General features: G+C 35.1%; 19 protein-coding genes, 1 riboswitch and 1 other annotated feature. Of the genes, 18 read left to right on the top strand and 1 reads right to left on the bottom strand.

The features are described from left to right. The first annotated feature begins 9 nt into the window (after positions 1 to 9). The 6 genes from HMPREF3177_RS03390 (at position 10) to rpsI (ending at position 4,211) form a co-directional block, all read left to right on the top strand. Positions 10 to 798, top strand: coding sequence for an energy-coupling factor transporter ATPase (locus HMPREF3177_RS03390; RefSeq protein WP_070457120.1), 789 nt, complete (start codon positions 10 to 12; stop codon positions 796 to 798). Next, on the top strand, positions 795 to 1,649 hold the full coding sequence (locus tag HMPREF3177_RS03385) for an energy-coupling factor transporter ATPase (protein WP_070457119.1): 855 nt from the start codon (positions 795 to 797) through the stop codon (positions 1,647 to 1,649). Before HMPREF3177_RS03390 ends, HMPREF3177_RS03385 begins: the two co-directional genes overlap by 4 nt. Beyond that, a complete protein-coding gene (locus HMPREF3177_RS03380; protein WP_070457118.1) occupies positions 1,642 to 2,439 on the top strand; it encodes an energy-coupling factor transporter transmembrane component T family protein in 798 nt (265 codons plus the stop codon). The genes HMPREF3177_RS03385 and HMPREF3177_RS03380 overlap by 8 nt, the downstream gene beginning before the upstream one ends. Further along, positions 2,436 to 3,206: a tRNA pseudouridine(38-40) synthase TruA gene (gene truA / locus HMPREF3177_RS03375; RefSeq protein WP_070457117.1), complete on the top strand. Its 771-nt coding sequence runs from the start codon at positions 2,436 to 2,438 to the stop codon at positions 3,204 to 3,206. The genes HMPREF3177_RS03380 and truA overlap by 4 nt, the downstream gene beginning before the upstream one ends. Positions 3,207 to 3,361: 155 nt before the next feature. After that, a complete protein-coding gene (rplM, locus tag HMPREF3177_RS03370; RefSeq protein ID WP_040929560.1) occupies positions 3,362 to 3,799 on the top strand; it encodes a 50S ribosomal protein L13 in 438 nt (145 codons plus the stop codon). A gap of 19 nt (positions 3,800 to 3,818) precedes the next feature. Continuing rightward, positions 3,819 to 4,211, top strand: a complete 393-nt coding sequence (gene rpsI / locus HMPREF3177_RS03365; RefSeq protein WP_040929559.1) for a 30S ribosomal protein S9 — start codon at positions 3,819 to 3,821, stop codon at positions 4,209 to 4,211. A gap of 122 nt (positions 4,212 to 4,333) precedes the next feature. Here the strand turns inward: rpsI and HMPREF3177_RS03360 are convergent, their stop codons facing one another. Then, a complete protein-coding gene (locus tag HMPREF3177_RS03360) occupies positions 4,334 to 4,573 on the bottom strand; it encodes a hypothetical protein (protein ID WP_070457116.1) in 240 nt (79 codons plus the stop codon). Between the two features lie 555 nt (positions 4,574 to 5,128). Here HMPREF3177_RS03360 and HMPREF3177_RS08485 point away from each other — a divergent pair. The 12 genes from HMPREF3177_RS08485 to HMPREF3177_RS03305 all read left to right on the top strand — a co-directional run bounded on the left by HMPREF3177_RS08485 (position 5,129) and on the right by HMPREF3177_RS03305 (position 17,808). Beyond that, entirely contained in the window at positions 5,129 to 5,281 is a 153-nt protein-coding gene (locus HMPREF3177_RS08485; RefSeq protein ID WP_168161306.1) for a hypothetical protein, read from the top strand. A gap of 5 nt (positions 5,282 to 5,286) precedes the next feature. Further along, positions 5,287 to 5,760: a hypothetical protein gene (locus tag HMPREF3177_RS03355; protein ID WP_070457115.1), complete on the top strand. Its 474-nt coding sequence runs from the start codon at positions 5,287 to 5,289 to the stop codon at positions 5,758 to 5,760. A gap of 1,001 nt (positions 5,761 to 6,761) precedes the next feature. Next, positions 6,762 to 7,991: an ABC transporter permease gene (locus HMPREF3177_RS03350; RefSeq protein ID WP_070457114.1), complete on the top strand. Its 1,230-nt coding sequence runs from the start codon at positions 6,762 to 6,764 to the stop codon at positions 7,989 to 7,991. A 9-nt stretch (positions 7,992 to 8,000) separates the two neighbouring features. Next, the gene (locus HMPREF3177_RS03345; protein WP_070457113.1) at positions 8,001 to 8,651 is read left to right on the top strand and encodes an ABC transporter ATP-binding protein; all 651 of its coding nucleotides are present in this window, start codon (positions 8,001 to 8,003) and stop codon (positions 8,649 to 8,651) included. Then, positions 8,648 to 10,024, top strand: coding sequence for an ABC transporter permease (locus HMPREF3177_RS03340; protein WP_070457112.1), 1,377 nt, complete (start codon positions 8,648 to 8,650; stop codon positions 10,022 to 10,024). Before HMPREF3177_RS03345 ends, HMPREF3177_RS03340 begins: the two co-directional genes overlap by 4 nt. A gap of 30 nt (positions 10,025 to 10,054) precedes the next feature. Further along, positions 10,055 to 10,708, top strand: a complete 654-nt coding sequence (locus HMPREF3177_RS03335; protein ID WP_070457111.1) for a response regulator transcription factor — start codon at positions 10,055 to 10,057, stop codon at positions 10,706 to 10,708. Positions 10,709 to 10,712: 4 nt separating this feature from the next. Beyond that, positions 10,713 to 12,023 (top strand): sensor histidine kinase, encoded by a 1,311-nt coding sequence (locus HMPREF3177_RS03330; RefSeq protein ID WP_070457110.1) that lies wholly within the window; start codon positions 10,713 to 10,715, stop codon positions 12,021 to 12,023. Positions 12,024 to 12,159: 136 nt separating this feature from the next. After that, positions 12,160 to 13,617 (top strand): carbon starvation CstA family protein, encoded by a 1,458-nt coding sequence (locus HMPREF3177_RS03325; protein WP_070457109.1) that lies wholly within the window; start codon positions 12,160 to 12,162, stop codon positions 13,615 to 13,617. A 65-nt stretch (positions 13,618 to 13,682) separates the two neighbouring features. Beyond that, a riboswitch (TPP riboswitch) is annotated at positions 13,683 to 13,785 on the top strand. Between the two features lie 86 nt (positions 13,786 to 13,871). Then, positions 13,872 to 14,621, top strand: coding sequence for a 3-oxoacyl-ACP reductase (locus tag HMPREF3177_RS03320; RefSeq protein ID WP_040928465.1), 750 nt, complete (start codon positions 13,872 to 13,874; stop codon positions 14,619 to 14,621). Positions 14,622 to 14,722: 101 nt separating this feature from the next. Further along, positions 14,723 to 14,975: a binding site (T-box leader), on the top strand. A gap of 115 nt (positions 14,976 to 15,090) precedes the next feature. Continuing rightward, positions 15,091 to 16,200 carry a 5-methyltetrahydropteroyltriglutamate--homocysteine S-methyltransferase gene (locus HMPREF3177_RS03315; protein ID WP_371440531.1) on the top strand — a complete coding sequence of 370 codons (1,110 nt, stop codon included), beginning with the start codon at positions 15,091 to 15,093 and terminating at the stop codon, positions 16,198 to 16,200. A gap of 132 nt (positions 16,201 to 16,332) precedes the next feature. Then, entirely contained in the window at positions 16,333 to 17,163 is an 831-nt protein-coding gene (locus HMPREF3177_RS03310; RefSeq protein ID WP_070457107.1) for a DUF2382 domain-containing protein, read from the top strand. Between the two features lie 126 nt (positions 17,164 to 17,289). Then, positions 17,290 to 17,808, top strand: coding sequence for an STM3941 family protein (locus HMPREF3177_RS03305; RefSeq protein ID WP_070457106.1), 519 nt, complete (start codon positions 17,290 to 17,292; stop codon positions 17,806 to 17,808). Positions 17,809 to 17,874: the final 66 nt, after the last annotated feature.

The raw sequence follows: 17,874 nt of genomic DNA, 5'->3' as shown, positions 1-17,874 counted from the left end.
GGTGGAAATATGATTTCACTTAAAAATGTTTCATACAAATATAGCCACAGCAGTCGATACGCATTAAATCATATTTCTATCGACTTTAAAAAATCAGAATTTGTGTCGATTATCGGACATAACGGTTCTGGTAAAAGTACGTTAGTAAAAATCATAATGGGTATACTCACTCCAACTGAAGGGGATGTGTATATCGATGGAGAAAAAGTGACAGAAGACAACTTCCAAGACATTCGCGAAAAATTTGCGATTGTGTTTCAAAATCCGGATAACCAGTTTGTCGGAGCAACAGTCGAAGATGATGTTGCGTTTGGGTTAGAAAATCGTGGTGTTCCACATGAAACAATGAAAGATAAAGTTGAATCTGCTTTAAGGGAAGTCGGTATGTGGGAGTTTAGAACACATGAACCCCATCGTCTTTCTGGTGGTCAAAAGCAACGTGTTGCGATTGCTGGAGCGCTTGTGACGGACCCAGACGTGTTAATTATGGATGAATCGACGTCGATGTTAGACCCGACTGGTAGAAGGGATATTTTATCTTTACTTAAAAACATACATAAAACGAGAGAGACGACGATCATTTACATTACGCATGACTTAACTGAAATTGAAGACAGTGATTACGCATATGTGATGCGTGATGGTAAAATTCGTAGCGAAGGTCAAGTGTATGAAATCTATCAAGACACGGATGTGTTAAAAGAGAGTAATTTAGTGCTTCCATTTAATATTGAGTTGTCCGAAGCGTTAATGAACGGAGAATATATGTCATACGAAGAGTTGGTGGAACGTCTATGAATATAAGTCTAGAGAACGTGACATTAGTCTACCAAAGGAAAACACCATTTGAATTTAAAGCGTTAAATAACATCACGACACAATTTGAACAAGGTAAATTTTACGGTGTCATCGGACATACAGGTAGTGGGAAGTCAACGCTCGTACAAATGTTAAACGGACTTATTTTACCAACAGAAGGAGAAGTCAATGTCGGTGACCATGTATTAACTAGAAAAGCGAAATATAAAATCATTCACGACGTTAAAAAACGTGTGGGGATCGTCTTTCAGTTCCCTGAACACCAGCTGTTCGATGAAACCGTCCTTAAAGACGTCTCATTTGGACCGATGAATATGGGAAAGTCTAAAGAAGAAGCAGAAGCGATATCTAAAAAATATTTAGAACTGCTAAACGTTGATGAATCATTATTTGATCAGTCACCGTTTGATTTATCTGGTGGGCAAATGCGTAAAATTGCGCTCGCAGGTATACTATCGATGGAACCAGACGTACTTATATTAGACGAACCAACGGCAGGACTAGACCCACTCAGCCATATTAAAACGATGGAGTTATTTAAATCGTTACACGAAACGCTCGGGAATACAGTCATACTCGTCACGCACGATATGAACGACGTGTTTAACTATACTGATGAGGTGAAAGTACTCTCTAAAGGACATCTCGTCGCTGAAGGGAATACGCATAAACTCTTACAAGATGAAGCACTCTTAAAAGAGTATCAACTAGAAGTTCCAAACGTCGTACGCCTCGTTCATGATTTACGTAAAAAAGGATATACGTTAGATGAAATGCCTCAAAACATACAGTCATTCATACGTATGTATAAGGGGGTATTCGATGTTTGATTCGATGCTACTTGGTCGTTATATTCCTGGAGATAGTGTCATTCATAAACTCGATGCACGCGCGAAATTAATCGCGACGGCACTATTTATGATTATCGTTTTTTTTGCGAATAACTTAGTGACGTACTTACTTTTAATTGCCTTTGTACTCATCGTTTTAAAGCTCGCAAAACTCGGTATTATGTTCGTATTAAACGGACTTAAGATTATACTCGTACTACTCATATTTACGTTTTTAATGCACCTATTCTTAACAAAAGGTGGTCCGGTACTCCTCGATGCTAAAATATTTACGATTGAGTTAGAAGGTCTCATAAGAGGTTTATATATATCGACGCGTCTCATTATGCTCGTCATCGTAACGACGATTATGACACTGACGACAAGTCCGATTTCGTTAACGGACGGCTTAGAAAAACTCGCATCACCGTTAAAAATGTTTAAAGTACCTGTCCATGAAATCGCGATGATGACGTCGATTAGTTTAAGATTTATACCGACGTTAATGGATGAGACAGATAAAATAATAAAAGCACAATCATCTAGAGGATCGACATTTATGACAGGTCCAGTAAAAGACCGTATAAAAGCACTCATTCCTATCGTCATACCGCTATTTATATCTGCGTTTCAAAGAGCAGAAGATATGGCAGTTGCAATGGAAGTAAGAGGCTATAAGGGAGACGAAGGACGTACGCACTACCGGCTCCTTATATGGCATAAAAGAGACACGATTGCGCTTATTATATTAGTACTATTTGGAGTACTACTGTGGGTGTTAAGAACATGACACGTATATTATTAAAAATAACGTATAACGGTAAAGAGTTTGATGGGTGGCAGTATCAGCAAAACCGTCGTACTGTTCAAGGTGAAATTGAACGTGCATTAAAATCTGTACACCGTGAATTTATAAGAATTCACCCAGCGTCACGTACAGATAAGCACGTTCATGCACTTGAACAATACGCACACTTTGACACGACACTCGATATCGATCCTGAGAAGTGGTCGTTTATATTAAACAACAAACTTTCAGGAGACATCCGTATTATAGAGTCAAAAGAGATCGACCCGGAGTATCACGTAAGGTATCATTCGAAAGGAAAAGTATACCGGTACAAAATGTACTTCGGAGAACCATCTCCTTTTAAATACGGGTTAGAAACACATGTGAAAGATGAATTAAACATCGACAGAATGCGTGAAGCGGCCGAGTCCTTTATCGGCACACATGACTTTACAAGTTTCTCGAGTGCAAAAACTGTCATTGAAAACAAAGTGAGACATATATACAAACTCGATATAATCGAGACAACAAATGGGTTAGAAATCGTCATTATGGGGTCAGGTTTTTTATATAACATGGTGCGAATTATCGTATCTTATTTACTTGAAGTTGGTAAAGGTAATAGAAATCCGGAATCTACAAAAGAAAACATTGAAAACAAAGACCGAACGCAAAATCCAAAAGTTGCACCAGCAGGTGGGTTATATTTAGAGCGTATATTTTTAACAGAAGAAGAACAAGGCGATTATTTAAAAGAAAACACGTGATACCGTTGACTTTTAACGTAAAGGTGCGTTATAATTACTAACGGTATAAATTTATATCACACACTGATAAGCCCCGGAACTTATCTTTTGTAAGATATAACATGAACAATTAAATTAGAAAATTAGAAACTTTTTTTATTTTGGAGGGCAAAACAATGCGTCAAACATTTATGGCTAACGAGTCAAACATTGAGCGTAAATGGTACGTAATTGATGCTGAAGGACAAACATTAGGTCGTCTTTCAACAGAAGTTGCATCAATCTTACGTGGTAAACATAAACCAACATACACGCCACACGTTGACACTGGTGACTACGTGATCATCATCAACGCTGGTAAAGTTGAATTAACAGGAAACAAATTAAGTCAAAAAGTATACTACAGACACACTGGTCACCCAGGTGGAATTAAAGAAGTAACAGCTGGAGAGTTAAGAGAAACTTACCCAGTTCGTTTAATCGAAAAATCTGTAAAAGGTATGCTACCTAAAAACTCTTTAGGCGACAAACAACTTAGCAAATTATTCGTATATGAAGCAGACACGCATCCACATGCGGCACAACAACCTGAAAACTACGAGTTACGTGGTTAAGGATTAGGAGGTAAACACATTGGCTAAAGTAGAATATAGAGGAACTGGACGTCGTAAAAAGTCAATCGCACGTGTACGTCTTGTACCAGGTGAAGGTAACGTAACGATCAACAATCGTGACATGAGAGAATACCTTCCATTTGAAAGCTTAATCTTAGACTTAAACCAACCATTCGCTGTTACTGAAACAGAAGGTAACTACGATGTATTAGTAAACGTACACGGTGGTGGATTCACAGGACAAGCTCAAGCAATCCGTCACGGAATTGCGCGTGCATTATTAGAAGCAAACCCTGAACACCGCGCTGAATTAAAACGTGCTGGTCTCTTAACACGTGACCCACGTATGAAAGAGCGTATGAAACCAGGTCTTAAGAAAGCTCGTAAAGCACCACAATTCTCTAAACGTTAATATGCTTGAATTGTTGCAAACTTGTTTGCTTACAAGTCCAGTAGGCAAATTGCGTCAGCAATTTGTGTTCATATAAAAATTACAAGCACTTCTCGAGAAATCGAGGAGTGCTTGTTTTTATGTTATAACATATCTAGCATTTCAGGATGGAATACAGACAATATTGTATTACCTTTAGTTTTTAAGTCCTCATTAGAATTGATATTTCCTAAATCTATCATTGCTCTTGCAGTTGGGTATGGTGATTGATGTTTTACGCCTTTATTAATTGCGATATTATAATATTTTACCGCTGTTTCCGTATCCTTATGTACTAAGTTGTAAAGAGTTCCGAGATGATAAATAGAGGGAACTCCATCCATTTATTTAAAAAGGCCTTTAAATCATCATTGAAAAGTAAATAAACTCATATTATTTTTAATATATGCACTTAGATAAATGCAATGAGTAAATTTACTTATTATGTAAATAAAAAGGGATTATAATCAACTCCAAAACAGTACATATAATGGTCGTTTTATGTACATAAAACTTTATCGATTAACAATCATTATTTTATATAGTCACAACTATTGAAAATTTTTGTAATTCAAATATTAAGAATTTATAATATAGTATTTAAAGTCTGTTTTAATACTACATTTCTAATCTCTATTTTTTTTCATTTTACTCATCTTGATAACTGTAATTCTAAAGCTCTAATTGTATAATCTTTTTCTAGGTAAGAAAAGTCGTTTAATAAACTCTTTATTTAAATAAAAAAATAAACTTATTACTACATAATAATCACCACTCATAAGATAATTAAAAATTAAATTTTCTTTACTTTCTTATTGTTAGCGATTACAATATTATTAATATAATATTTAAATATCTGTATATTTAAACGGTATAAGTATTTTACTAGGAGGAATATTATGAAAAAAATAAGAGTTTATGCTTTATTATTCTTATTAATGTCTATAATCACTCTAATAATGGATTTTAATAAATTTTGGGGTATTATTACTTCAATTATTGTCGTTACTATAGTTGGTTTAATAGAACATAAACATAAAAAAAGGAGATGAATAATATGAAGAAAATTATTAGTGTATTTTTAACAACTGTATTAATAGTGACAGTTTTTAACCCTATGGTTTCTAGCGCATCACAAATTAATTATACGAATTATAATGTGCAAAGCGAAGAAAATTTTGACAATAACGTTTTTAGTGTACCTGGAGGTACAAATTTATGTAAAATTATTAAAACTTCTTATGCTGATAATGTGACTTACAATAACTGGGAGCAGAAAATTATAACTCAGATAGTAAATGCTGGATTTGTTGGTGGTGTTTATAAAATTACAACATCTCTAGCTAGAGCAATAGGGTTTTCTAGTATACAGAGTGCATTTATTAAAATTCCTAAGTCGCAAAATACGTATGTAACTATTCAAACGAGAGAATGCAAAGATTCACTGGGAATTCACCATTCTACGATTATTACTTATTATAAAAATGCAAAAAGAACTCAGTATCTATACCAAGAATATAGAAAATTCTAATTTTTTAGAGAATCCTGTAAAAGATTCAATAAGATAAATAAGGAAATTATTAATAATTTTAAAAGTTAAATAACCTATGTCAAAAAATTATAGTTCTTTAACTTAATACATCGATGGTAGCACTCCGTTAGGAGTGCTTTTATTATGCTCCATCATCTGACATCAATGACTACAAAGCAGCATTGAACAAGATCAGATTCAGTCGAGTGAAACGCAAAGCGTTTCGTTTTCTCACACTCCATTTCGCTAAGTAGTTATTTGTTTTGATTCTGACACTAATCTATTTTGCGTTAGCAATGCAAGGGTAAACATGCAGTTGATCCTAACTCGCACACTCATAAGGATAACTAGCCCTTGCATCACACTTAAAATAGCTTAAATACGTGTCACAAAACAAAATATCTACTGCTTCATTACAGTGAGTGTAGTAGAAAAAAGAGAAAGAAGGAATTCAAATGCACTTAAAATCAAGAGTTAATCAAAATGTGGAAATGGTAAAAGCTAGAGTAGAGCGTGTTGGCTATGACTTGTATATGGACTTGACCATTTAAAAGTAAGATAGTTATTAATTTAGATGATTTTTTTGGATTAAAATAAATTATAGAGAGAAGTATTATAATGACTGCGCTAATTATATTTGGTAAAAAGTAGAATCCCAAATCATATATAAATCCGTATAATATGAATGCAATTGGAATAATCGCACTACTTATTACTCCTAATCCTGAGAAAACTCTACCTTTCATATAATCTTCTGTTTCTTCATGAATAATTCGTATAAAGGGAACATTGATTAATGCTAAAACAAAAAATTTTATAAATAATATTGTCGATAAATATAAGAAATTAAATACACAAAGATATACATTTATAAAGCTTAATCAAGCACTTTCCATTTTAGGAGAGTGCTTTTTTTATTTCTCAATTTTATTTCTTCATTTCATATACGTTTTATAAATGGGTTGTATTATAAACTTGTAAAAGTTTGAAGGAGGTTTGTGATGTTAAGGAATGCATGGGTGTATGTTACGAGAAAGATGAGACGGACGGTGATTTTGCTTTTAATTTTAGCGGTCGTTCTATCTTGTTTATATTCTTGTTTGAACTTTTTATATACGACAAATCAATTGAAGTCATCTCTTGAGAAGTCATCTCGCTCTTCTCTAGTGGTGATGAAAAAAGACGGCGGTGACTTTTTACGTTCGGAGTTTGACTCTGTTGAGGGTGATCAAAAGATTGTTTCTAAATATAAAGGGCTTGCGAAACCTAAAGGTTTAAAAGTGATTGAAGGGGCTCAGACGGTGATGCGAGAGGATTTACCGAGTGAGTTTAGAAAGGTGCTCGCTTTTGAAGCGGTTCAGGATGTGAAACGTCATGAGTTATTCCAAAGTGGTGCGTTTACTATTGAAGCGGGTGAAAATTTAAAAGAGAACGATGAGAATGGTATTTTAATCCACGAAGCTCTTGCGAAAGAAAACAACTTAAAAGTGAATGATGAGATTCAGTTAGAAATGTTTGAAACGAACAGTGAGAAAGCACATGAACCATATACGTTCAAAATTAAAGGGATTTTCTCTGGTAAAAAACAAGAACAATATACAGGTTTAACATCTGATTTTAGTGAAAACACAGTGTTTATGAATTACAAAACAAGTCAGCGTGCACTTGGCCAAGAGGATGATCATATAGTGAACGAATTAGAGATGTTCACAAAAGAACCAGCAAAGTTAAAAGAAACGTTAGAAAAGTCGAGTGTGCTTAGTGCAGAGTTTTACTTTGAAGAAAAAAACGATCCATTTAAAGATGTGATTGAATCTTACGGAAGTATAAATGACATGATTAAGCTTATGGCGTATTCGATATTAGTCGGTGGAGTTTTAGTGTTATCACTCGTACTCACATTCTTTATCAGAGAACGCATATACGAAATTGCGATTTTACTTTCGATTGGTGTGAGTAAGTTTAAAGTTATTATGCAGTTTTTAGCAGAACTTTTTATTATATCTATACCGGCACTCGTGTTGTCGTTTATCTTTAGCTATTTTGTTGTAGGGAAAATTATTGAGAATCAGTTAGTACAGAGTGAACTACAAATAGAAATGACGTATCAGTTATCTACATTTGTAATGAGTTATGGATTACTCGTTGTCATTATCGTGATATCTATAGTTATCGCATCGTTAATGATTCTCGTTAAAACGCCAAAAGAGCTATTATCAAAAATTAGTTAGGAGATTATTATGAGCATATTAGAGATAAAAAACGTATCGTATCAATATAAAAGCGGTAAAGGAAAAGTATTATCGAATGTTAGTGAGACATTTGAAAAAGGTAAATTTTACGCAATTGTCGGTAAATCTGGATCAGGTAAGTCGACGTTACTGTCGTTACTTGCTGGGCTCGATGAACCGACGAGTGGACAAATATTATTTGACGGTGAAGATATTAAAAATGCCGGGTACACAAAGCATAGAAAAGACCATATATCGTTAGTGTTTCAAAATTATAATTTAATCGATTATTTATCCCCACTTGAAAACATTCGTTTAGTGAACAAAGAAGCGTCATCAGACATATTATTAGAACTAGGACTTAGTCCAAATGAAGTAAAAAGAAACGTATTGAAACTTTCAGGTGGTCAGCAACAACGTGTAGCGATTGCACGTGCGCTAGTATCAAAAGCTCCGGTTATATTAGCAGATGAACCAACTGGGAACTTAGATGACAATACAGCGTTAGATATTATCGAAGTACTAAAAGAACTCGCAATCAAAAGAGATAAGTGTGTCATCGTTGTTACACATAGTAGAGAGGTCGCAAAAGCAGCAGACGTCGTATTAGAACTGAAACAAAAAACACTTCAACGTGTCGATAGGGAGGTAAGAAAATGATAAAAAACGCCTTTCACTATGTGACGAGAAAGAAATTAAAAAGTTTAATTATCATGAGTGTCATTTTAATAATGACGACACTATCTTTAATTGGTTTATCTATTAAAGATTCTACTGAAAAAGCATCAGAAGAAACATTTGGAAACGTCATGAATAGTTTCATTATGGAAATAAATCGACAAGTGAACCCGGGTACACCTAGAGGTGGGGGTAATATTAAAGGTGAAGATATTAAGAAGATATCTGAAGTGAAAAGTATCGATCACTACGTTAAAAGAATTAATAGTGTCGCAGACTTAGTAGACCATGATATTATCGAAACGCCTGAAACAAAAGTCAATCCGTCAAGTGACCGTGCAAAATATTTTAAGCGTACTGTTATGTTAACAGGGGTCAATGATTCATCTAAAGAAACTAAATTTGTATCTGAAAGTTATAAACTCGTTGAAGGTGAACATTTAAAAGACGGAGACGTGAGTAAAGTCATTCTCCATAAAGAACTCGCTGAAAAGAATAATCTAAAAGTCGGAGATACAATTAAAATTAAATCTAACGTGTATGATGCGGATAACGAAAAAGGCGCTGATGAAACTGTAGAAGCGGAAATCATCGGATTGTTTGATGGAGAGAACAATGGACCAGTAACAGCACCCCAAGAATTATATCAAAATACGATAATGACAGATTTAAATACAGCAGCTAAAGTGTATGGAAATACTGAAGACACTGCAGTATATCAAGATGCGACATTCTTCGTTAAAGGAGATACGAGTTTAGAAACGGTCGTTAAAGACCTTGAAAAACTCGACATCAACTGGAGTATGTATAGTTTAGTTAAGAGTACGTCAAACTTCCCAGCGTTAGAAGAGTCAATCTCAAATATTAGCAGCATTGCGAACACGTTGTTTATCGGTTCACTTATATTTGCTGGTGTCATCGTGTCATTACTATTATTCTTATGGATGAACGCCAGAAGAAAAGAAGTTGCGATATTATTATCGTTAGGAATTTCTAAAGGTCAAATACTAATGCAACTTATTTTTGAAGTGATATTTATATCAATCCCTGCATTTATTGCCTCAACGATTATCGCAAAATACACAGCTCAAATATTCGGTGAAAAAATCTTAAGAAAAGTATCTGGCGATATCCAAAAACAAATCGAGTCACAATCATCATCTAGTCAGTTAGGTGGCGGTGCGGAAGTAGATGGATTTAATAGAACTTTAACGCATTTAGATGTTAATATATTAACTGAATCAATCGTTTACGTCGTAATCTTTATGTCTATCGTTTTACTCGTATCAGTCATCATTGCTTCTATAAATATTCTTAAAAAGAATCCGAAAGAGTTGCTTATAGATACGAAATAAGAGAATACAAGTATTAGGTAAGGAGATCATATGAAAGTACTCATTGTTGAAGATGACAAAATAATAAGAGAAGGCATCGCGGAGTATTTATCTGAATTTGGCTACACTGTGATAGAAGCTGAAGATGGTGGAGTAGCTCTACAATTATTTAACCGTGATATAAAGCTCGTTATACTAGACATACAACTTCCAGTCATGAACGGTTTAGACGTATTAAAAGAAATTAGAAAAAAGAGCACGCTTCCGGTCTTGATGTTAACAGCTTTTAACGATGAAGCGTATAAAATCGATGCGTTTACACACTTTGCAGATGGCTATATCGAAAAACCATTCTCCTTACCTGTATTAAAAGTAAGAGTCGATGCGCTCATTAAAAAATATTATAGTAACGTAGAAAGTTTTGAGTATCGTGATACAGAAGTGAACTTCACAAGTTACACAGCGACAGTGAACGGTGAGCCAGTTGACGTGAATCCGAAAGAATTAGAGATATTAAAGTGTTTACTCATCAATGAAGGTAATGCATTAACGCGGTCGCAAATATTAGATAACGTATGGAAAGATACCGACGACGCCCCCTATGACCGCGTGATTGATGTGTACATTAAAGAGTTGCGAAAGAAACTACAGCTCGACTGTATTAAAACGATACGTAATGTCGGCTATAGACTGGAGAGACAATAACTTTATGAAAATATTTCCTAAAATGTTTATACAAATCTTTTCAGTTCTATTAGTCGTTACGCTACTCATTCATCTATTTGTATTTTTAGTTTTCCCAAAGCCGTATTTAGAAAGTAGAAAAGATGAAATTTATCGTAAAGCAGACGAAATATCAGAGAATTTAAATGGCCAGTCACTCTACTATGTCCAAGAATCATTAAATTTCTATTCGGAGAATAGTGAAATTAAAGTCATTATAAAAGGCAACCACAATAATAATGCTGTAGAGATTAACAAAGACGTTGGCATCGATCCGACGAGTAGTAATAACTCACTTATCATCGAAGAGCGTACAATTACTTTAAATAGTGGTGAAAATCTAGACGTTCAGTTTATATCAACAGCAGATATGCAAAAGGATGCGAGAGATTTAAGCTTTAAGTTTCTGCCGTATTCACTATTGTTATCATTAATCGTATCTATTATCGTTGCGCTCGTTTATGCAAAGTTTATTAAAAATAATATCGAAGAAATAAAATCTGTCACAGACGATATGATGTTGCTCGATAAAAGTGCATCGTTAGCAGTTACGTCAAACGATGAAATCGGAGATTTAAAAAGACAAATTAACGAATTGTATTTTACATTATTACAGTCGATTGACGATTTAGAAGTTAAAAACAAAGAAATTTTAAAATTAGAAGCGTTAAAGTATGACTTTTATAGAGGCGCATCTCATGAGTTAAAAACACCACTTGCAAGTCTAAAAATTATACTCGAGAACATGCAGTATAACATCGGGAAATACAAAGATAGAGATAAATATATCGCAAATTGTATTGAAATTACAGATGAACTTTCACAAAACATCACGCAAATTTTATCGTTGTCATCTGTCGATCATTTAAAGGAAGATGAAGCGGAAATTCTAATTAACGACGTCTTACAAAACGTTTTAGATAAATATCGTGTTATTTCAAAGCAAAAAAATATTACAATTAGTAATCGAGTAGAAGACGAGACGATATATATTAACCATCAGGCGTTAACAATGATTATGTCAAACTTAGTGAGTAACGCAGTCAAATATACCGACGATCACGGTGAGATTAATATCGGTGTCGGTAATGAATGGTTCTTTATCGAAAATACGTATAAAAATGTTAAAGCGCTAAATACTGACGGGATATTTGATGTGAAATTTGATATCAACAAGAAGACGAGTAATGGGCTCGGGTTATATATCGTGAGTAGTTTATTAGATAATTACAATAAGCAATATAAAGTTGAAACGACAGACAAAGCATTTATTTTTAAAATCAAAATTAACGGATAATAATATGGAATCACCTCTATGAAAATAGAGGTGATTTTTAATATGAATCTATAAAAACGTTTTCTTGAAAACGCTATCTTTATTATTGTATATTCGATATACTAGATTTATAAAACTTCAGAAAGGGAGACAAAATATGATTACATTTTTAGTTAGTATAGTTTTATTAATTATCGGTTACTTTACTTATGGTAAATACGTTGAACGCGTGTTTATGCCAAAAGAACGTCCGACACCTGCGTATACGCATAGTGACGGTGTTGACTATGTGCCGATGAATACGAGAAAAAACTCTCTTATACAGTTATTAAATATCGCAGGAGTCGGACCTATTTTTGGTCCGATTATGGGCGCGCTTTACGGGCCGGTTGCATTCCTTTGGATCGTCATCGGTGCTATCTTTGCTGGTGGTGTACACGACTACTTAACAGGGATGATCTCTATTCGTAACCGTGGTGCACATTTACCAGAGCTTGCAGGTAAATTTTTAGGAAAAGTGATGAAGCACGTCGTAAACGCGTTCTCGTTATTGCTATTAGTGCTCGTTGGAACAGTGTTTGTATCCGCACCTGCAGACTTACTATACAATTTAATGAATGGAAAGATTGCGTTAACAGTTATTTTAGTACTGATATTTGCGTACTATATTTTAGCGACACTGTTACCAATCGATAAAATCATCGGTCGATTTTATCCGATTTTCGGTCTATTACTTCTCATCAGTGCGATTGGTATTGGTGGCGGATTAATTATAAAAGGTGCCCCGATCCCAGAAATCACACTACAAAATTTACATCCGGAAAACCTTCCGATTTTCCCGTTATTATTCTTAACGATTTCATGTGGTGCGTTATCTGGATTCCACGCAACTCAGTCACCAATTATTTCGCGTACGACTGAAAAAGAAGGCCAAGGTCGTAAAATTTTCTATGGTATGATGATCGCAGAAGGAATTATCGCAATGATCTGGGCAGCAGCAGGTATGAGCTTATTCTCAGGTGAAAACTTAAACGAATTACTCGCTTCAGGTGGACCGGCAGTTGTCGTAAGTGAAATCGCAACGACGATGTTAGGGGCAGTTGGTGGAACACTCGCAATTTTAGGGGTAATCATTTTACCAATCACGTCAGGAGACACTGCATTCCGTGGTGCACGTATGATCATTGCAGACTACTTTAACATTGGGCAATCTAAAATTAGTAAACGTCTAATGATTGCTTTACCGATGTTCGTCATTTCAATCGCTTTAACACAAATGGACTTTAATATATTATGGCGCTACTTCTCATGGGCGAACCAATCGACAGCAGTCATCGCACTATTTGTTGGAGCGATGTACTTATTTGTCAGTAAGAAAAACTACTGGATTGCACTCATTCCAGGTATATTTATGTTAATGGCGACGACGACTTATATTTTAAACGCCAAAATCGGATTTAACTTACCAATGAACGTGTCGTATATCGGTGCGACTGTTGTAACAGTTGTATTAACAGCAGCGTTCTTTATTGCAGCAAAACGCGCGCGTAGAGACGAGATACCGTTAGAAGAAGATATATCACATTACAAGCCGACGTATGCCGTGACAGAATGATGATTTAGAAATGTTATAAACAATTGACGTAGTTGAAAGCGTTTTGTATATTAAAGTTAATATAAGAGATACACTAGGGGAATTTAGAAATAAATTGAGATGAGTTTACTCAGACCCTTTGAACCTGATCTAGTTTAAACTAGCGTAGGAAAGTGTGCATATACATAACGGATTGCTGCGTGCAATTCTTCTTTGTGCACCTTCCTAATTGGAAGGTGTATTTTTTATATGAAAAATATTAAAGGAGTATTGGTATGAAGACAATTTTAGTCACAGGTGGCGCACGTGGATTAGGTGCAGCAATTGTTGATGCGTTAAGCGCTAAAGGTTACAACGTCGTTATTAATTATAACGAGAGTAAGGAATTAGCAGAGAAAAAGGTACAAGAATTAGGAGAGGACAAAGCAATCGCATATAAAGCAGATGTTAGAAACCGTGAAGAAGTTGACCAAATGGTTGAAGCGGCGATTGAAAAATTTGGTCGTATCGACGGCATTGTTAATAATGCTTTAATTGGATTTAAGTTCGATCCAGTCGCACAAAAAGCATTTAAAGATTTAGATTGGGAAGATTACGAACAGCAATTAGAAGGTACGATGAAAGCAGCATTTAACGTAAGTCAAAGTGTGATTGAACATTTCATTGAACAAAAAAGCGGTTCGATTGTTAATATCGGTACGAACCTCTTCCAAAACCCGGTCGTACCATATCATGAATACACGAGCGCAAAAGCTGGTTTACTCGGTATGACTAGAAATATCGCAAGTGAACTCGGTCAACATGGAATTCGTGCAAACATGGTGTCTGGTGGGTTATTAAAAACAACGGATGCTTCGAGTGTTACGACAGATGAGGTGTTTGATTTAATAGCGAATAATACACCACTTAGACAAGTGACAACACCAAATGATGTTGCAAATATGGTCGCATTCCTTTCTTCAGATGAAGCGAAAAGTGTGACAGGGCAAAACATTACAGTAGATGGTGGACTGACGATGAACTAGTACGCGCTCTAATATTGAACAGTATTTAATTTTTCAGATAATTTTAAAAATTGTATTGATTTTAATTTCTAGTATGTGCTATAGTTATTCACAACAATAAATTAAAGCTGTTGATGAGGAAAGTAAAAGTAACGAAGACGTTACAGAGAGTCTTTGGTTGGTGAGAAAAGACGGTTGGAATTATTTTGAAAATGGCCTCTAAAGCATTGATTCGAACTTTCTTTAAAGTAAGAGTTAATCGGTTGCTTCCGTTACAAAGCCAGGGTATAAGCGTATATTTACGCCGTACCTGTGAGGTGTATTTCGCAAGAAATGCATAAAGTAAGGTGGTAACACGTATATAGCGTCCTTTGAATTGTATAATTCAAAGGGCGTTTTTTTATTGGCAGCTATTTAAAATGGGGCGATTAAAATCGAAAGTGACATGATGAAAAACGAGTTGAAGAAAAATTAAATTAAAAATTAGGAGATGTTTAATATGACAAAAGGACCATTCAAAGCAGATCACGTAGGAAGTTTACTTAGACCAGAACGTATTCATAACGCACGAAAAGATTTTAAAGCAGGCAATATTTCTAAAGAAGAATTATTTAAAATAGAAACAGAAGAAATTGAAAAAGTTGTCGATAAACAAATCGAAGTAGGGTTAAAAGCAGTCACAGATGGAGAATTCAGAAGACGATTTTGGCACACAGACTTTTTAGAACAATTAAATGGTGTTGAAGGGTACGAGCCAGAACAAGGATACACGTTCGTCGGTGAAGTTACAGAAGCGTGGAACATTCGAAATAACGGTAAAATTTCGTTTAACAAAAACCACCCTCACGTCGAAGAGTTTAAATTGTTTAAGAAAATAGTAAACGGACGTGCAGTCGCAAAACAAACGATCCCAAGCCCGAACCAACTATTTAACGAAGGTATTCGCGATAAGTCTATCTATCCAAATATTAAAGACTATGCAGACGATATTATAAAAACATATCAAGATGCAGTCGAGGCATTTTATGAAGCGGGTTGTCGTTACTTACAATTTGACGATGTGTACATCGCAGGACTTAATGCAGAAGATTACTTATGGGGAGATACTGAATTAAGTCGACAAGAAGCAATTGATCTAGCGCTATATGTCGTGAACTCTATTTTAGAAGTAAAACCAGATGATCTCGTCATCACAACGCATCTATGCCGTGGTAACTACCGTTCAAAACACGCATTCGAAGGCAGTTATGCAAAAATCGCACCGACATTATTTAAAAAAGAGAAAGTCGATGGATTCTTCTTAGAGTATGATGATGACAGATCCGGAGACTTTAAACCACTAGATTATATTCCAAACAACGGTCCAAAAGTAGTGCTTGGATTATTTACCTCTAAACACGGTGAACTTGAAGACAAAGAAACAATAAAAGAAAGAATCGAAGAAGCGAGTCAATTTATACCGAAATCACAAATTTGCTTATCACCGCAATGCGGTTTCGCTTCAACGCACCATGGTAATTTACTCACTGAAGAAGAACAGTGGAACAAACTTCGTTACATTGTAGAGCTAGCAGAAGAACTACTTGTTGAGGGAGAATAATTTGAAAAATTAAAAAAGATGTTTAAGAAAAATTTAAACGGGCATACTTTAATTAACAACATACGATAGGCATATAATCTTAACAATTAAAATAATGATTACCATCAAGGTAAACATAGGAGGAAGATTATAATGAGTTTTGTACAAGGAAGTTATAATTCATCAGAAGAAGCATTAGAAGCAGTTAAAGGGTTAAAAGCAGAAGGTTACAGAGAAGACCAAATTAGATTAGTAGCAAACGAATCAACACGTGATACATTTGTAAATAATTCAGGTGTAGACGTTACTTCAGCAGAAGGAGCAAATGGTGTAAACCATGAAGACGAGTCATTCTGGGACAAAATTGTAAATGCATTTACAGTTGAAGATGACTATGAACATCGTGTTGGACAAGACGGCGATGTGTTAGCAGATTACCGTTCAGATATTGATGCAGGTAAGGTGCTCGTTGTAGTAGACGGTGAACGTGGAAATGTTTCAGAGGCTAACGCAGTAGATGGCGCAGCACCAGTTGGTGGTGCTTATGAAGATAGAGACGTGAATGACCGTAGCCGCGTAGCAGACGCTGACACACAAAATGTAGAATTAAAAGAAGAGCAACTTGACGTTAATAAACGTGAAGTTGAAAGTGGTCAAGTAAACGTTTCTAAAAACGTAGTTGAAGACAGAGAGTCAATTGACGTTCCAGTTGAACATGACGAAGTTGTAATTGAACGCCATAAAGTTGAAGACGGTAGAGAAGCTAAAGATGGAGACTTCCATGACGAAGATTACTCTATTCCATTAACAGAAGAACAAGTAGACGTTGATAAAAAATCAGTAGTCACTGAAGAAGTAGAAGTAGGTAAACGTCGTGTTACAGATACTGAACACTTTGAAGACAACGTTAGACGTGAAGAACTAGACGTTCAAACGGATGGTAATGTTAATGTAGAAAAAGACCAAGATAGATTTGATAGATAAATCAAATAAAAACTTTTAAATAGTAAGTTATTAGACTGTAGATTTAATCTACAGTCTTTTTTATTAATGTTATTTTTCAACACTCTTTGGGTAAATATTTTTTATCAGCTAAAAGGAGTGAATCTTATGGGAGAAATTGTCATTAAAAAGAGCAAAAAGAAAGTAACGATGCTAATCTTATTCTCGATTGCCTTTATCGGTCTAAGCGTATTTATACTGCTCTATGGTTTAAATAAAGAAAGCTTATTACTATCAATCATAGGTGGAGCAGGGATCGGTTTTTCTCTCGCGGGTCTAATTGCTACGATTAAAATGTACCGTTCAGGAGATACGTTACTCGTTATTAACGACAAAGGATTTTACGATTATTCATCACTCATGGCGACAAATGATCAGTTAATTGAATGGAGTGAAGTCAGTCAAATTCAACATGCTGAAATGAGCGGACAGCAATTTGTGAATGTTCAATTAAAGAATCCAGATGAGACGCTACGCAATCTGTCAGACTTTGCTAAAAAGATGGCGAAAGCAAACGAAAACATGGGATTACCGGGCATTAACGTAAACGCAAATATCGCAGTCGGTTACGATGCAACGGAGTTAGTCGAACTCATGAACAATTACTTAAAACAAACGCATAATTAAAAGAGATAGAGTCTTATACTACGAAGTAGTGTAAGGCTCTTTTATTATGAGCGAATCATTGACTTA

It is taken from the genome of Nosocomiicoccus sp. HMSC09A07 (assembly GCF_001808485.1).
Taxonomy (GTDB): Bacteria; Bacillota; Bacilli; order Staphylococcales; family Salinicoccaceae; genus Nosocomiicoccus; species Nosocomiicoccus ampullae_A.
The sequence above is the reverse complement of the archived record's forward strand: the minus strand, read 5'-3'. Positions and strand labels throughout refer to the sequence as shown.

Excerpts from the sequence above, each read along its gene's own strand:
- HMPREF3177_RS03315 (WP_371440531.1), top strand. The coding sequence starts at position 15,091 with ATGTTTAATATGACAAAAGGACCATTCAAAGCAGATCACGTAGGAAGT.
- HMPREF3177_RS03305 (WP_070457106.1), top strand. The coding sequence starts at position 17,290 with ATGGGAGAAATTGTCATTAAAAAGAGCAAAAAGAAAGTAACGATGCTA.
- HMPREF3177_RS03380 (WP_070457118.1), top strand. The coding sequence starts at position 1,642 with ATGTTTGATTCGATGCTACTTGGTCGTTATATTCCTGGAGATAGTGTC.
- HMPREF3177_RS03385 (WP_070457119.1), top strand. The coding sequence starts at position 795 with ATGAATATAAGTCTAGAGAACGTGACATTAGTCTACCAAAGGAAAACA.
- HMPREF3177_RS03340 (WP_070457112.1), top strand. The coding sequence starts at position 8,648 with ATGATAAAAAACGCCTTTCACTATGTGACGAGAAAGAAATTAAAAAGT.
- HMPREF3177_RS08485 (WP_168161306.1), top strand. The coding sequence starts at position 5,129 with ATGAAAAAAATAAGAGTTTATGCTTTATTATTCTTATTAATGTCTATA.
- HMPREF3177_RS03330 (WP_070457110.1), top strand. The coding sequence starts at position 10,713 with ATGAAAATATTTCCTAAAATGTTTATACAAATCTTTTCAGTTCTATTA.
- HMPREF3177_RS03360 (WP_070457116.1), bottom strand. The coding sequence starts at position 4,573 with ATGGATGGAGTTCCCTCTATTTATCATCTCGGAACTCTTTACAACTTA.
- HMPREF3177_RS03320 (WP_040928465.1), top strand. The coding sequence starts at position 13,872 with ATGAAGACAATTTTAGTCACAGGTGGCGCACGTGGATTAGGTGCAGCA.
- truA (WP_070457117.1), top strand. The coding sequence starts at position 2,436 with ATGACACGTATATTATTAAAAATAACGTATAACGGTAAAGAGTTTGAT.
- HMPREF3177_RS03390 (WP_070457120.1), top strand. The coding sequence starts at position 10 with ATGATTTCACTTAAAAATGTTTCATACAAATATAGCCACAGCAGTCGA.
- HMPREF3177_RS03350 (WP_070457114.1), top strand. The coding sequence starts at position 6,762 with ATGTTAAGGAATGCATGGGTGTATGTTACGAGAAAGATGAGACGGACG.
- HMPREF3177_RS03310 (WP_070457107.1), top strand. The coding sequence starts at position 16,333 with ATGAGTTTTGTACAAGGAAGTTATAATTCATCAGAAGAAGCATTAGAA.
- rplM (WP_040929560.1), top strand. The coding sequence starts at position 3,362 with ATGCGTCAAACATTTATGGCTAACGAGTCAAACATTGAGCGTAAATGG.
- HMPREF3177_RS03355 (WP_070457115.1), top strand. The coding sequence starts at position 5,287 with ATGAAGAAAATTATTAGTGTATTTTTAACAACTGTATTAATAGTGACA.
- HMPREF3177_RS03325 (WP_070457109.1), top strand. The coding sequence starts at position 12,160 with ATGATTACATTTTTAGTTAGTATAGTTTTATTAATTATCGGTTACTTT.
- HMPREF3177_RS03335 (WP_070457111.1), top strand. The coding sequence starts at position 10,055 with ATGAAAGTACTCATTGTTGAAGATGACAAAATAATAAGAGAAGGCATC.
- HMPREF3177_RS03345 (WP_070457113.1), top strand. The coding sequence starts at position 8,001 with ATGAGCATATTAGAGATAAAAAACGTATCGTATCAATATAAAAGCGGT.